Below are 15,174 nucleotides of genomic sequence, written 5' to 3' on the forward strand. Positions count from 1 at the left end.
TTTCTAGATTGCCTCTTTTTTTACAATTTCCGGATTGATGGAGAGAAAGGGGTTGGACTTCCCGAATGCCTTCACAGCGGCATCGATTTCGGGTTGCCCGAACGCGGACAGGCCCTCCGATTTGGGGTCGAGATAAAACAGCATCGCCAAGGCCCGCCTGCGCTCGGCAGGGTTCCTCGTCAACCTGGCTTCCAGTGCATAAGCCCAGGATTGCCAGGGTTCGAACTTCTGGCTCTTCTGGGCCCACTCCAGCGTCAAGGCCCTGATCTTGCTGCTGCCGGTCATTTCCGCCACCAGTTCGGAAATCTCTCCAAAGGTGTACTGCGTCAGCAAGGCCCTTTTCTCAGTGTGCGGCCGCAGTTGCCGCGCGCGTTGAAGGAATTGCAGCGCTTCTTCGTTTTTGCCGGATGCTGCGGCAAGAATCGCCATGGTCAGCTGGTAGTCAAAGTCTTGCCTGGAGGCCTTGGTGCCGCTTACCATCTTCTCAATAATTGAGGTGTCTCCCGCCTTGACAGCCGCATAAGCGTAGTAAGGAAAATAGCAGGTCAACGTTGAATTGACCTGGTAATCGGTCAGGTCGTAAAACGTTGCCGACTCGGAGAAGATTGCCTTCGCACCGGCAAAGTCCTTGAGTTTGATGGCCCGGTAAGCTTCCACAAAATACGCATGCATGGATTTCACATGCTGTTTCACAGGAGCTTTCTGCGCGACCGGATGTCCTTCCCAAATCGGATTGGGGTGTCCGGGCACTTTCCATCGCTGCAGATCCAGTGCGTCTACCGCCTGAGACAAGCTGCTTGAAGGCGTGCGGTCCGTGGTTGCAAAACGCACAAGGTGAACGGTTGCGGCGATCGTACCCTCCACTGTGCCCCCGAATTTCCCCTGTTGCGCCCAGCTCACGACCTCCGCTTCAGGCAGACCGGAGATGTGATGCCCGACCAGCGCGGACTCCCAAATGTGAGGAGCGCGGCTTTGTTTCGCCAGCATTTCAAAACCGGCCCAGGCCTCCCTGGAATGGCCGCTTGCGTGAAGAAGCCCCAGATAGTCCCGGTGGGCATACGACTCCTGGTAACGCTGGGCACGCCGCAAGGTGCTGGCCATCGCCCCCTGCAGATCGCCGGCAAGAAGCTTCAGACGCGTATCGCTCGTGATTTCGCCGGACGATCCCGATCCCTGAGAGACGGCGATTTGATAGAACGGCCTGGCAAGGTCGAAATAACCCGCCCAGTAAAAATACGACCCTGCCTCGAAAGCAAGGTTTGCGGTCGCAACCCGGCCGTCTTCGGACCCTTTCTTGAAGCCCTCGTAAGAATGAAACATCTTGGCGGCAGCTTTGACGTCACCCGCCGCGAACAGCATCCATGCCAAATCGCTATAGGAAGTCCACCGCGTGGGTGCAAGCTTGAGGTTGTCGCGATAGTAAGCCTGCGCTTTCGCGGTGTCCCCCTGCCTCCTGGCCTCGGCGCCGAGGATGCTATTGAGTTGCGGGGAGCCGACGAAACGCCCGTTGATTGACGCTAAAAGATCGGTGTCCCGCCCCTGGTCGGGGAAAAAATGACGGTACGTCCCGTGCAGCTCCGTGAAGGTTCCGATTTCCCAAGTGGCACTCTTCAAAGCGGCAATTTCGTTTTCAATACTTATCTCCAATTTACCGCCGTCTGCCCAGGTCCAGTAATAAGGACGGAATGGCACATCGGCATAGTAAAGATTGTTATAAGGTCCGTAGTACTGACCGCCGTCAGCATTGAAATGATTCAAGGCCCGTAATGCGGTGAGCGACTGGCCTTGCTCCCAGTAGGCTGCATCGAACGCGTTTTGGTGCGCGGCCTTGACCAACTGCTCTCTTTCGGCTCCAGTGGACTTTCCGGCGAGCTTCGCCTCCGCTCTTGAGCGCTCATACGCGTAGGACGGGTAACCCTTGTAGATTGCGTCAATGCTGTTCGCAAAGATCAGGGCCTTGTTCGGAATGCCCTGGACGTTGGACAGGAAATTGATGCGGTTCATCAGGTTGTCATGGCCAATACTCTCGAGCAAGTCCAGATAGTCAAACGGGCCCGGCTTGCCGGGTGCGGGCCCGCAGCACAAACTGGCCGCATTGGCCTCGATGAACTTGCGGCCGTGATGAAACACCGACAGATCCACCATGGCCTGAACCTTGTCGGGGTCAGCAAGTGGCAATGCCGCGCGTGCCATGTCCGCCATTGCATACCCCTTGACCGGCAACTCATAGTCAAGAAGCATTTTCAGGGAAGCATTCTCGTTCTGAACCCACGGTTCTGTTTCTACAAAAACCCGCGTCACGATGAACGGCCATATCGTTCCGGGCAGCTTCAACGCTGCCACTTCGGCGCCTGCCTTTTTGGTTGTCATCGTGCCGTAGGCGGTAGCGATCCTGTTCTCATCGATCTTTTGCAGCAAGCGTTTTAAGGGATTCTTTTCAAGCGCCGCCATTGCACGCACGTCCAGGATATTTCCGTTCAGGGCGGCAAGCAATTCTTTTTCCTCGACGGTCTGCACATCGCCCAGTGCCTTGATGGCAGCCATGCGCAGACCCAGTGCCATGTAGGTCCTCGCCCTGAGCGCCCGGTAGTCGGGTGATTGCGGCGACAGGCCCAAAAGCGCCAGATGCGCCTTTTCAGCAAATATCTCTTTCGTTCTTTCGTTGGTTGTGGGCGCCAGTGCGCTGTACACCAGGAAAGCGTATGCATCCTGCGCCGGGTTGCCAGACGGTGCCACCAAGCCGAACGGAGATGCCGGCAGCGCTTCCAGTTCCAGGCTGCTGACTGTCTTTTCATAAAGAGGCGAGGAAGGGTTGGCGCCTGCCGCCTTGAGGATTTCCGGCAACACGGATTCGTAGGCCTCGACGGCCGGAATTTCATCCCCAAAAGGGATATTTTCAAATTTTTTGGTTTCCACCGGAGCAGCCCAAACAGCGCCATTGCGCGCAGTGCCCGTGTAGTCCTGGGTCCGGATGGCGATCGCCATTTTTCCTTTCCGGTCGTGCCCGGCGTAACCCCAGACAATGCGCTTTGCCCCCACGGCATCGGCAAGCTTGTAGATTTCCTCCTGCTTGAGGTGGCGCTGCCCCTCACCAAGTGCTTTTGCCACCAGATAGGGGTCGGGAATTTTCACTTTCTGCGATTGGGCGACGCCCGCAGCGAGTTCCGCAGTCATGATGGACCGGCTTGCCCTGTCGACACCCCAGCCCCAAACCTGGAACGGTACAACCAGCACATCAAACTTTCCGCCAGACAACACCTGACCGTAGAAAAGCTTTTCCTTGCCCTGCCAATCGGAAGCCTGCGGTGAATAGCGCGGCGGCAGGAAGCGGGCCATTGCAGTATCTTCAAAAGACCGTTCCATCGCGATCTTGTTCTGGATGTCCGCTCGAGCCTTTGCCGCAGAGGCCTCCCGTTTCGCCCTCTCCTCCTCCGCGGCGGCCTCGGTGCGAAATGCCTGAACCTTACTGACAGCCAATACACCACTGCAGAGCAACAGAACTCCGCAAAGCACGGCGGTAGACCGCTTCATTTTTCTCTCCCTCAATTCAAAATCCGGATCTGGCAGAACGTGCGTCGATAACCTGATACCGCTCAGCAAGTTAGCGGAACATCGTAACGTAGCCATCGCCAGATTCGCCGCTGAATGACCCGACGCGTGGTTTATCTACATCGGTGAGTACTGAAGCACTACGATAAAGTAAGCATCATGAAAGCGCCCGCACTCAAAAGCCTGCAGGACCTCAAGGCCGTCAAGCGGGACATCGAAGCCCGCGCGAAGCTTGAGAAAGAACAGGAAGCCGCGCGCGTGGCAGCAGCCGCCAGGGCCAAAGCCGAGAAAGAACTCTTCTCGCGCGCGGTCGGCCCCGTCAAGGCCCTGCCGGCCAAACACCTGCCGGGCCACAAGGCGGCGTTGCCGGTGGCGCAGGCAGCGCCCATCCCGGTGCAGCAGCAACGCGATGAACTTGCGGTGATGCGAGAAGCGATCTCGGACGAGTTCGACGTGGAAACACTGCTGGACACGGATGAAGCGCTGAGCTTTCGGCGGCCCGGCATGGGGCCTGACGTGGTGCGCAAGCTGCGCCGCGGCGGCTGGAGCATCCAGGGCCAGCTTGACCTGCACGGCCTGCGCCGCGAGGATGCGCGCGAAGCATTGGCTCACTTCATCAAGGACGCACACAAGGTCGGCTGGCGCTGCGTGCGCGTGGTGCATGGCAAAGGCCTGGGGTCTCCCGGCAAGACGCCGGTGCTCAAAGGCAAGGTGCAAAGCTGGCTGATCCAGAAGCAGGAGGTGCTGGCATTTGTGCAGGCGCGGCCGGCCGAGGGCGGCGCCGGGGCGCTGGTGGTGTTGCTTGAAGCTGGCTAGGCACACCCCTGTCGGCGCTCACTGCGTGTAGCGCCATCTCCCCTTGAAAGACTGAGTACACCCCTATCGACACTCACTACGTGTAGTGCCTTTTCCCCTTGCAGGGGACGGCGCCTGCGGTCCGGCAAAGCCGGTCCCGCGGCACCTGCTGGACAGATTCCGCAGGCATCCCAAGCGCTATCAATTCAATAGCTTCTCGCGCAAGATGTGATTGGGTGGGAGGCGTATTTGATGTCTGAAATCCACCCCAAAAGGCCTCGAGGGGCTGCTTTTTTTACTTGGCGGACACCAAAAACCCGGTTTGACGCCGCGAAAAGGCACTTTTTACAAACAAAAAGTGTCTGTATCCGAATCAGGATCTGCGCGAGCAGCTATATTTTTGATAGCAAGTCAGATACTCGAACCAGTCCCGGTTCAGCCGCCAGCCGTTCAAAGCCCGAACCCCGCTCGTCCAGCCGCGGCGCATTCATAACCGTGCCTGAACACAAGCTCATACATCGGCAGCGGCACTTTCTTCAGTGAGGTGGGGTAGGCAGCGGCCGCCCTGACGCTGTTTGCGTCCAGCCATTCGCCGGCCGGGCAGTCGGCGCCGGCGCGTTCGGCGACCTCCCGGGCGGTAGCGCCTATGCGCAGGTAGGCGGCGCGACCCGGCTCGCGCGCGGCGTAGGCCATGAGCCCCCTGGCGCGCAGCGCGCGGACCTGGTCGGACATGATGTCGGCCACGTGCTTGAGACGAAAGATGCTGAGGGGGCCCATCGCAAAACCCACCGGCAAGGGCGCGCCTGCGTCGGACGCGATGATCACGCCGTCGATTTTGGGCTTGGGGCCAAAGCCGGCGTCAAAGAACGGCTCCAGCCCGAGGTTGTCGTACACACCGCCGTCGTAGAGGTGGATGCGGGCAAAGCGGTCTTCGGCAGGCCGGGCATCGTCGCCGGAGGCGAACATCGGCAGCTTCCAGTCAAAGCTGTCGGTCGGCAGGACATAAGGGCCGATCAAGCCCGGAAAAGCCGCCGACACGGCCATCGCGTCACGCAGCGGCAATTTCTTAAGGCGCGTGGAGCCCAGCATCCAGTCGCGCAGCGCGTCGCCTTCGATGCTGGCGCGTTTGCCGGTTTCAGCGGTGGTAGCGTTCACCACCCAGGTCGGCGAAGCAGGAATATCTTCCATCAATGCGTTGATGCCCCATGTGCTGCCGATGGCCGATGCCAGCACGTTGGCACGCGACAGCGCAAAGCGCCAGTTGCGCGGGTGCAGCATGGCGCGCATGGCGGCGTTCTGCAGGTCTGTGGTGGTCAGCAGTGTTTTCACGCGCGGCAGCAGCACCTCCAGGCATTCATTGCTGCCGGGCCAGCGCATCGCGTTGAGCTGCAGCAAGAGGCCCACCAGCAGGCTGCCGCCCGAAACAGTAGATACCTTGCTGACCCGCTCCAGCGCCTGGTGTTCCGCCAGGAAGCTCAGCACGCCGCAGTGAAACACCATGGCGCGCGTGCCGCCGCCCGAAAGGGCCAGGTAGACCGGCTTCATGCCGCAGCCTTGCAGCGCACATATAGAGGAAGCGGGCGATGCGCAGTGATCACCAGGGGGAAGCCGTGTTGCATGTTATTTGCCGTGGATGGGTAGCAGGCCCGATTCTCCTATGCCTGCCGGCTCGATGCCTATGGCAAGTCCGGGGCGGCCGCTGTCGCCAGCGCTTGCCGCCCTTGTCTCAAAGCCGGAATCACCAAGATATCAGAGGGGACCGGTGCAGCCAGACATCCATCTGCACCTGGTCCAGGACGAAGTCCGCGACGTCCTGCCTCGCAATGGTTCCTCCGTGAAAACCGGACAAGTCTGTCAAGGTGCGGATCTTGCGCCGCGCTGGCTTGTCGTTCAGCACGGAAGGGCGCACCAGAACCCAGTCCAGCCCGCTGGCGCGGACGGCAGCCTCCTGCCGATTCTTGTCGGCGTAGACCTTGCGCAACAGAACGGGATGGATCAGCCGGTCGAACAGGAACCCGCCATGGCCGGCGCTGTCGCCTGCGCCCATGCCCGTGATGCAGACAAGGCGCGAGACCTGCTCCGCTTTCATGGCGCTCACGAGTGCCCGCGTGGCCGAGGAGAGAACGGTCACCTCGCGCAGCGGGCTGACCGGTGCGCCCAGGGCGCTCACGACGGCATCGCGACCTCGCAGGGCCTCACGCAGCGCACTTTCGTCAAGGGCATCGCCGATGATGATCTCGGCGCCCTTGAGACCGCTCGCCTTCTGCGGGGAGCGCACGAGCGCGCGAACGTCGAATCCCCGTGCAAGCGCTTCCCTGACGATCAGCCGGCCCGTGCCGCCGGTGGCGCCAAGAACCAGAATCTTCGGGCGAGCAAGCGAGATGCCGGCAGTGTTCAGTGTGTTCATGGTCCGGCCTTTAAAGTTCGCCCTGCGCGAGCAGTTCACGGGTGCGCTTGAGCGTCGAGACGAGCGCGCTTTTGTAGCCTTGCTCGCCGTCCATCCAGGCTTGCTCGGCCTGCTCTTCGGGGCCGCCCGGCGTCTTGCCGCGCAGGCCGAGATAACCGTAGAAGCGCAGCTGGAGCTCTCCGGATTCGTCTTCGAACAACTCGTTGACGACCGCGCCTTCGCGCGGGCCGGTGGCCTGGAAGAAGGTCACCTTGCTTTCGGGCTCGAAGGCAATGATCTCGCGCAGGTCGGCTCCGGCGATGGTGGCTTCGCGGACGATGTGCGTCGCGCTTTCCTCGACGACTTCGCAGCGCGTGCAAAGATCTGGCGGCAGGAAGCGGCGCGCGTCCCGCGCCTTGAGAACCAGGCCGGCCCATGCCTGGGCACGCGTGAGCTTCACTTCGCCTTGCGGATTGACGGGCACTGTAGCGGTTGAATAAATCATGGTGGTATTCCTTTGGTGTGGCTTGCTATACCGCCGGCTCTTATGCCGATGCGGATGCGGCGATTTCGGTAGCGAACTCGCGGTAGGACCGCAGCGGGCGCCCGAGGAGCGTCGTCAGGCGCTTGACGTCACCCGATTCGGGAACCATCCCCACCGTGAGAAAACGCTCGCTCATGAGGCGCATGTCGTACGCCATCCAGGGCGGCATGAAATTCAGCAGGTTCTTCTCAAAGCCGGCGGTGTCGTCTCCGCCATAGGTGATCGGGCGGTCCAGCACAGTTGACCAGATGGCGGCGACATCATCGCCTGTCAGCGTGTCGGGGCCGACGAGGTTGATGCGCTCCAGCGGAAGCGGTTTCGACGCCTGCTCGCGGCGCAGCAGCTCGATCGCCGCGATCTCGCCGATGTCCCGCGCGTCGATCATGGCCAGGCCCTTGCTGCCGATGGGCATGGGATAGACGCCGTAACCGGTGACCACGTCCTTGATGGTGAGGTCGTTGTTCATGAAGTAGGCGGGGCGCAGGATGGTGGCGGCGAAACCCATCTCTTCGAGCATCCGCTCGACACCGAATTTGCCCGCGAAGTGGGGAACGTTCAGGTAGCGGTCGCTGTGGATCACGGAGAGATAGACGACGCGCTCGACGCCGGCTTCACGCGCCAGATTGAGCGTGAGCAGGGCCTGGGTGAACTCGTCGGGGACCACGGCGTTGAGCAGGAACAGGGTGGACACGCCTGTGAACGCGCTCCGCAGTGCCGCCACGTCGAGCAGGTCGCCTGGAACGACTTCGACGCCGGCCGGGAAGTTCGCCTTTGCCGGATCGCGGACCAGTGCGCGCACTTTGGCGCCACGCTGGACGAGCTGCTGGATAACCTGGCGGCCGACGTTGCCAGTTGCGCCAGTAATGAGGATGGTCATGAAATTACTCCGTTGTGTGTTGAAGGAGCCTCAATCTTGATTGATCCACTCAGTATCCGATAGCCGTTATATTTAGACACTTCGTCTCACTGGTGGAACACATGGACCTACTTGCCCTTGCAGACTTCAACCTCGTGGCCCGGCATGGCGGCTTTGGGCGGGCCGCCCGCGAATCCGGGCGGCCCAAGGCGACCCTGTCACGGCGGGTGGCCGACCTGGAGAGCGGCCTCAACCTGCGTCTCTTCGAGCGGGGGGCGCGGACCCTCAAGCTCACCGAGGAGGGCCGCTCACTGTACGAAAGGACCTCTGTTTTGCTGGCCGAACTCGACGAGACGGTCGCCACGATCACCTCCGGCGGTGAGACGCCGCGAGGCACATTGAGGGTAAGTGCGCCACTTCTCTTCTCGCAAGCCGCCATGGGCAAGCTCGCCGCCCGGTTCGCGCTGAAGCATCGCGAGGTCCGGCTCGAAGTCATCCCTGAAGATCGCCCGGTCGATATGGTGGAAGAGGGCTACGACCTGGTGATCCGCGTCAACCCCGACCCGGACGAAAACCTGGTGGGGCGGATTTTCTTGCGGGACCGCCTGGTTGTGGTGGCCAGCCCTGACCTGAACCGCCCATCAGGCAAGGCGCCTGTTCCCGTCGTGATGCGGGCAGGCGGGGCAGGAAACCCGAATGAACCCTGGGAAATGACGGGGCCAGACGGTGAACAACGGTTTGCGGTGGACCCCGTCCTGCGCCTGTCATCGCTGTTCATGGTCCGCGACGCAGTCCGGGCAAATGTCGGGGCGGCGCGTATTCCCCTTTCGCTGATCTCCCACGATCTCGCAGCCGGAACCCTGGTCCATTGGGGCGACGTGAAAGGGCCTGAGATTGCCCTCTGGGCGCTCTATCCATCACGCCGCCTGCTGAGCGCCCGCGTATCCGCCTTCCTGGACTGCCTGAAGGAAGCCTTTCCCAACGGGTCACCGGAGGAGTTGGCGGACTACATCGGAATGTGAGCGCCGCATCAATGTCCGGTGCCTGATGTCGGGCGAGCCGAACAGCTCGCTCACGGCGGCCGGCGCGAACGGCCGCCATGGATGTGAACGAATGCTCATTTCCGTTGGCCTCAGGCCACTGGCGCGTGGAATATGGCGCCGACCTCTTCTTTAGTTGCCAGGGGCATCCGCGCAATGCGTCACATCTCGTTAGAGTCGCCTTACTAAAAACAAAGAGGAGTTGTCTGGATGAATGCGCTGCACAGGAAAAAACTTGGTATTGAAGATGGCAACCGGATCGTCCAGAGGGACATCAAGGTGGAAGCCAGTGAAACCCACGTGACGTCGGTGTACTGGTATGACGAAATTGACGGGCAGGGAGATTTTGTGCGCGGCCATGTGCTCAGGGAAACCAACTTCATCCAGAAAGACAGGCAACCCGAACCCGCCAAGGCAGCAGAAACCCCGCGCAATCGCGGTGAGGATCATCCGGATGATTTGTCGGCCAACTCGCTACGGGCGCACATTCGTGAGCGCATGTGGCTTCACAACGTGCTGCCTCACGGCCGGCGCCGATACGCTATCTAGCGGGATCAATACCGGCCGCATCCCTTTGCAGTCGGGCGCTAGCAGCTATATTTTTGATAGCATTCAGTGACCCGGCATTGCACCGGGGCGCTGCATCATCACTCGCCCCTGTTGCGCATCCAGTCGGCCGTCTGGAAAAACGACGCATTGAGCCGCGTGCGCAGCGCTTCATCGACATCGGTTTCGCGCATGGCCTGGTCCATGCACGCCAGCCACTGGTCACGCTCGGCAATGCCGATCGAGCCGCCACCGGTTTGCTGCGGCATGTGGCGCATGCGCAGGCGCGGATGGCCGAAGCGGTCGGTGTAGTACTGCGGCCCGCCCAGCCAGCCGCATAAAAACCAGAAGAGACGCTGGCGGGCGTTGTCCAGGGTGCTGCCGTGCGCGGCGCGCAGGGCTGTGTAGCCGGGCTCCAGGTCCATCAGGTCGTAGAAGCGCTCGACCAATGCCTTGACGCGCTCCTCGCCGCCTATCCAGGCGTAGGGGGTTTCGAAGGGAGGGTTTCCTGGGGGCTTTTCTTCTATCTGCATCTTTGGATTATCGAATGTTGGGGTTTGGGGTTGGTTGAGAGGGGTCATTGGCCGGTTCTCGCTCCGGCTATGCGTCTTCTTCTGAGAGCTGCTGGCCGGGGGTAGCCCGGCGGCTACTCACTTTTCTTTTGCTTCGCCAAAAGAAAAGTAAGCAAAAGAAAAGGCGACCCTGCTGTCTGCGTCCCCGCGCTTCGCTTCGGGCAACCTGCGGTGCTCGGTTCAGGCGGGGTCTCGCTCGAACTCGCCTTCGGCTCAGACAATCGCGATCCCTGATCCGCCTGAACCTGTGCTCCTCGGCGCAGACAGAAGGGATGGGGAGAGGGAATACCCAACAGCCGAAGACAGGAATCCGAATGCCTGAAGAAACAAGGACTCGCCGTGGCGAGTCCTTGTTGGTATTTGTGTTGGTTTTGTATTTTTGTCCCCGCTCCCGATTGGCCCTTGTGGATGCGCCGAGGAGCGGAGGTTCAGACGGATCAGGGCAAAAACTTGTTTGAGCCGAAGGCGAGTTGTTTTTGACCCCGGCTGGACCGAGCACCGCAGGTTGCCCGTAGCGAAGCGCAGGGACGCAGGAACCAGGGTCGCCTTTTCTTTGCTTACTTTCTTTTGGCGAAGCAAAAGAAAGTGAGTTGCATGCCGGGCAACCCCCGGCCAACCGCCTTCAGCAAAAAGCTCAACGCCGGAGCAAGAACAAGCCAAGGGCAAGAAACCTTACTGCGCCTTCCGCAAAGTCTCCACCACCGGCGTATTCAAAACCGACCTCAACCCCCACCACCCCGCCGCCAGCGCCAGCAAAGCCCCCGCCAGGCTGCCCACCAAAGGCACCGTCCACGAACCAGTCCAGCTGAAGTCAAACACAAACCTCGCCAAACCCCAGCCCACGGCCAACGCAACGATGGAAGCCAGAAAGCCAGCCAGCAAACCAACGCCCGCCAATTCAGCCCGCTGCACCTGCCGCAGCAGCGAAGCACGCGCACCCACGGCCCGCATGATGGCGAACTCGCGGGCGCGCTCTTCGCGCGTGGCGGTGATGGCGGCGAAGAGCACGACCAGGCCCGCGGCCAGCGTGAAGCCGAACAAAAATTCCACCGCACGTATCACCTGGTCAAGCACGCGCTGCACCTGCGCCAGCGTGCTGCTCATGTCGACATTGGTGATGTTGGGAAACGCCCTGACCAGCGTGTTGTCAAAACTCTGGGGCTGCGGCTGACCGGGTGCCACAGCGAGCGCCTCGGGTGCACGAAACGCGCTGATGAAGGACACAGGGACATCGGCAGGCAATTGCGCCACCGGGTACATCACAAAGAAATTGACGCGCATGGAACCCCAGTCGACCTTGCGCAGGCTGGTGATCTTCGCCTCGCTGAGCTGGCCGCCGATATCAAAGCGCAATGAATCGCCGAGCTTGAGGCCCAGTGTTTTGGCCAGGCCGTCTTCCACGCTCACGGCGTCTTTTTCACCGCCTGTCCAGCGCCCGCCGGTGACCTGATTGTGACCGGGCATGTCGGCACTGTTGGAAAGATTGAATTCGCGGTCCACCAGTCGTTTGGCGCGGTCGTCTTCAAAGTCGTCGGGCGTAACGGCCTTGCCGTTGACCGCCACCAGGCGGCCGCGGATCATGGGGTACCAATCGAACTTTTTTACGCCGCCGTCGCGCAGTGCTTTCTGGAAAGCCTCGCCCTGCTCCGGCTGCACGTTGATGACAAAACGGTTAGGCGCATCGGGCGGCGTCGCCTTGCGCCAGCTGCTGATGAGGTCGGTGCGCAGCAGCACGAGCAGCATCAGGGCCAGCAAGCCGACCGCAAGGGCGCTGGTCTGCACCACGGCATACATGGGCCGGGCAGACAGCTGCCGCGTGGCCAGCACCAGCCAGCGCGGGGCGGTGACTTCGTTGACGCTGGCGCGCAGCAGCTTGACGGCGGCAAAACTGGCCACGGCAAACACCAGCACCGCGCCGGCAAAGCCGCCGACGGCAATCAGGCCCAGCTTAAGGTCGCTGCTGGCAGCAACCAGCAGGGCCGCAAAGCCGGCCACACCCACGCCCAGCACCGCCATTGACGCGGGTTTGAGGTTGCCGACGTCGCGGCGAATGACGCGCAGCGGCGGCACCTGCGCCAGCTGCAGCACCGGCGGCAGGCCAAAGGCCAGCAGCAGCGTCAGGCCCATGCCCATGCCGAACACGACGGGCCACCAGGTGGCCGCCGGCAAAGCGGTTTCAACCAGCCCGGCCAGCAGCAGCACAAAGGCGTAATGCACGGCGAAACCCAGCGCCACGCCAAGCGCGCTGGCCAGCATGCCGGCCACGACAAACTCAAAGGTGTAGGCCAGCGCAATGGTGCGCTGGGGCTGGCCCAGCACGCGCAGCATGGCGCAGTCGTCCAGGTGCTTGGTGGCGAAACCGCGCGCGACGATGGCCACGGCCACCGCGCTCAGCAGGGCCGCCAGCAAGGCCACCAGGTTGAGGAATTTCTCGGCGCGGTCCAGCGTCTGCCGCATCTCGGGGCTGCCCGATTCGAGCGACTCCAGGCGCACGCCGCGGATGCCGGACTCTGCACCGGGTTTCTTGATCTCGTCTGCGGCCCATTTCACATAGGCCTTGACGGCCTTGTCGTCGCCGGCCACAGCAAAGCGGTAGTTGGTGCGGCTGGCGGGCTGGATCAGGTTGGTGGCGGCCACGTCGACCTGGTTGATCATCACGCGGGGAGAAAAGCTGATGAACCCGGCGCCGCGGTCGGGCTCCTGCACGATGACGCGGGTGACCTTGAAGCTGGCGTCGCCCATCAACAGGGCCTGGCCGAGCTTGAGGCCCAGCGCGTCGAGCAGCGAAGCGTCGGCCCAGGCCGTGCCGGGGGCCGGCACCTCCCGCGTGTCTTCGCCGGGGCCGTCCAGGCTGTCGGCGATTTTCATGCTGCCGCGCAGCGGATAACCTTCCGGCACCCCCTTGAAAGCCACCAGCTTACTGGCGCCGCCATCAGCGTCGGTGGCGCGGCCCATGGTGGGAAAGGTGACGGTGGAGATGGCCTTCAGGCCCAGCGCCTGCGCCTTGGCAATGAAGGCGGCCGGCGTGATGCCGTCGCTGCGGATCACGGCGTCGCCGCCCAGCAGCTGACGGGCATCGCGTTGCAGGCCGCCCTTGAGGCGATCGGCAAAAAAACCGACCGCGGTGAGCGCAGCAACCGCCAGGGTCACCGCGACGATCAGGAGGCGCAGCTCGCCGGCGCGCAGATCACGCAACAGGGTTTTCCAGCCGAGCTTGAGGAAAAGGGTGTTCATGCGCAGACCATAACGCAAAGTCCGCATCCCGGCATCATGGCCGGGATTTGCCAGGGATTTAGCGGAGGGTTATGGAGAAGTTTTGAAGCCGGGTCCCGCCACCACCGGGGCTGGAGCTGGGGCCGAAACCGGAGCGCCCGGCAAGGCATCCAGCCGCTGCTCCAGCGCGCGCAGCACGGGCCCGATGCCAGTTCCCGCCCTGATCTGCGGGTTGGAAAAGCCGTCATCCTTGCCGGCGTCGATTTCGCGCTGCCTGATCACCGGAACGGCACGGGAAAAAGCCTGCTCAAAAGAATGTGTCTTGCGCAACTGCTCGTCAAACATGGCGCGGCCGAAGAAGGTGAGTTCGGACAGGCGCCCACAACCGTAAGAGGTATGGGTGGCGTCGGCCGCCGTCATGACCAGGGTGGTGTCGCTGGCCAGCGCCTCGATCCAGCCGCCGGAATAGCAGGCCGATATCGCGATGACGCGGTGGCGGATACCGGCATTGTCGAGCGCCTCGCGCAGCTCGCCGGGACTGAGCGGGGGTACCTGCAGCGGCCAGTGGGAGGCGGCCAGCTTGAAGTCGCTGGCGCCGTGCGAAGTCATGTAGACCACCAGCACGTCGTTGTCGCGATCCATGCGCTGGGCCAGTGCGTCGATGGCGCGCTGCAAGTTCAGCGTGGTGGCCCAGGGATGGGTTTTCACGGTGCTGGCATGGTTGACCAGGTGCATCACGCGGCCTTCGGCATCGAAGCGATCGGCAAGCACACGGCTGACCATGCTGCTTTCCCGCAGGAACACATCTTCCGCGGCATAAGGAGCAAACACCAGGCCGTAGACGTCGGTGATACCGCGGCGCTGCGGCTCGATGGCGGCCATCGTCTTTTCCATCAGCGCCTGCTGCTCTTCAAAAACCTGCTGGCTCAGCTGCAGGCGGGGCCGGCTGTCTTCGGTGGCCTGGCTCGCGTAGTCCACCCCCCAGGTACGCGCCTCGAATTGCCAGGCGGACACGCCTGTGGTTGCCAGCAGGACCAGCGCAAATACGGCAGTCCGCCAGGTCCATCCGGCGAAACGCACGAAGAGGAAAAGGCTCACGCCAAGCGCCCAGGCTGTCACCGCCGCATACAACGCCCAGTAAAACCAGGGAGCGGAAAACACCGCCGCCTTGATCCAGCCGTGCGCAATCGCAGCAACCACGCCCTGGGCGAGCAGCACATTGGGCAGCCCCGCTGCCAGCCACAGCGCGAAAAAGGCCGCCACACCGCGAGGCGGTTGGTCACCGGGAACCGGCTCGTCCGCTTCAGGGGCAGGCACAACTGCCGAAGCAGGAAAAGCCCACCACGCCAGGCCAACGCCCAACCCGATCGTCCACCATGTCGACAACCAGGCCTGCAGGTTAAACACCGCGGGGCCTGCAATTTCCAGCCGCATCAACGCAACTTCCATGGTTGCGGCCAGAATCACAATGCCCATCACCTGCAATGGCGTCGGTGTTTTCCCCGCCACGCGGACAGGCAGGAAAAACGCAGCACGAACTCCCTCCTGTATCCAGCGCAATGTGCTCAGCCGGCCAGAGGTATCAGGACGGCCGCAGTCCACCGGGCTCAGCAAGGGTTCCGGGATGCCAGGCGAGGTGTGTTGGACGTGGGCGTCGTGCATGGCGGCATCAT

The 15,174-nt window shown here is 62.1% G+C and carries 11 protein-coding genes; 3 read left to right on the plus strand and 8 right to left on the minus strand.

The window, feature by feature from the left end; translation table 11 throughout:
- Window positions 1-3: 3 nt before the first annotated feature.
- Window positions 4-3,531: a tetratricopeptide repeat protein gene (locus ACXJKE_RS05745; RefSeq protein ID WP_457279583.1), complete on the minus strand. Its 3,528-nt coding sequence runs from the start codon at window positions 3,529-3,531 to the stop codon at window positions 4-6.
- Between the two features lie 177 nt (window positions 3,532-3,708).
- On the opposite strand from ACXJKE_RS05745, the gene ACXJKE_RS05750 reads away from it, so the two are divergent.
- Entirely contained in the window at window positions 3,709-4,365 is a 657-nt protein-coding gene (locus ACXJKE_RS05750; RefSeq protein WP_457279584.1) for a Smr/MutS family protein, read from the plus strand.
- Between the two features lie 429 nt (window positions 4,366-4,794).
- Here ACXJKE_RS05750 and ACXJKE_RS05755 read toward each other — a convergent pair whose 3' ends face one another.
- From ACXJKE_RS05755 to ACXJKE_RS05770, 4 genes are all read right to left on the minus strand, one after another.
- On the minus strand, window positions 4,795-5,889 hold the full coding sequence (locus ACXJKE_RS05755; protein ID WP_457279585.1) for a patatin-like phospholipase family protein: 1,095 nt from the start codon (window positions 5,887-5,889) through the stop codon (window positions 4,795-4,797).
- 193 nt (window positions 5,890-6,082) lie between these two features.
- Complete coding sequence (locus ACXJKE_RS05760) at window positions 6,083-6,751, minus strand: NAD(P)-dependent oxidoreductase (RefSeq protein ID WP_457279586.1); 669 nt, start codon at window positions 6,749-6,751, stop codon at window positions 6,083-6,085.
- Window positions 6,752-6,761: 10 nt separating this feature from the next.
- Window positions 6,762-7,235 (minus strand): AtaL-like protein, encoded by a 474-nt coding sequence (locus ACXJKE_RS05765; RefSeq protein WP_457279587.1) that lies wholly within the window; start codon window positions 7,233-7,235, stop codon window positions 6,762-6,764.
- A 40-nt stretch (window positions 7,236-7,275) separates the two neighbouring features.
- Entirely contained in the window at window positions 7,276-8,151 is an 876-nt protein-coding gene (locus tag ACXJKE_RS05770; RefSeq protein ID WP_457279588.1) for an SDR family oxidoreductase, read from the minus strand.
- Window positions 8,152-8,252: 101 nt separating this feature from the next.
- Here ACXJKE_RS05770 and ACXJKE_RS05775 point away from each other — a divergent pair, with 101 nt between their 5' ends.
- Window positions 8,253-9,152, plus strand: a complete 900-nt coding sequence (locus ACXJKE_RS05775) for a LysR family transcriptional regulator (protein WP_457279589.1) — start codon at window positions 8,253-8,255, stop codon at window positions 9,150-9,152.
- A 228-nt stretch (window positions 9,153-9,380) separates the two neighbouring features.
- On the plus strand, window positions 9,381-9,719 hold the full coding sequence (locus tag ACXJKE_RS05780; RefSeq protein ID WP_457279590.1) for a hypothetical protein: 339 nt from the start codon (window positions 9,381-9,383) through the stop codon (window positions 9,717-9,719).
- 98 nt (window positions 9,720-9,817) lie between these two features.
- Here ACXJKE_RS05780 and ACXJKE_RS05785 read toward each other — a convergent pair whose 3' ends face one another.
- The 3 genes from ACXJKE_RS05785 to ACXJKE_RS05795 form a co-directional block, all read right to left on the minus strand.
- Window positions 9,818-10,249: a group II truncated hemoglobin gene (locus ACXJKE_RS05785; protein ID WP_457279591.1), complete on the minus strand. Its 432-nt coding sequence runs from the start codon at window positions 10,247-10,249 to the stop codon at window positions 9,818-9,820.
- A 711-nt stretch (window positions 10,250-10,960) separates the two neighbouring features.
- Window positions 10,961-13,522, minus strand: a complete 2,562-nt coding sequence (locus tag ACXJKE_RS05790) for an ABC transporter permease (RefSeq protein WP_457279592.1) — start codon at window positions 13,520-13,522, stop codon at window positions 10,961-10,963.
- Between the two features lie 69 nt (window positions 13,523-13,591).
- Window positions 13,592-15,163 carry a C13 family peptidase gene (locus tag ACXJKE_RS05795; protein WP_457279593.1) on the minus strand — a complete coding sequence of 524 codons (1,572 nt, stop codon included), beginning with the start codon at window positions 15,161-15,163 and terminating at the stop codon, window positions 13,592-13,594.
- Between the last annotated feature and the right edge of the window lie 11 nt (window positions 15,164-15,174).

The sequence above is a fragment of the Polaromonas sp. P5_D5 genome (assembly GCF_054049435.1).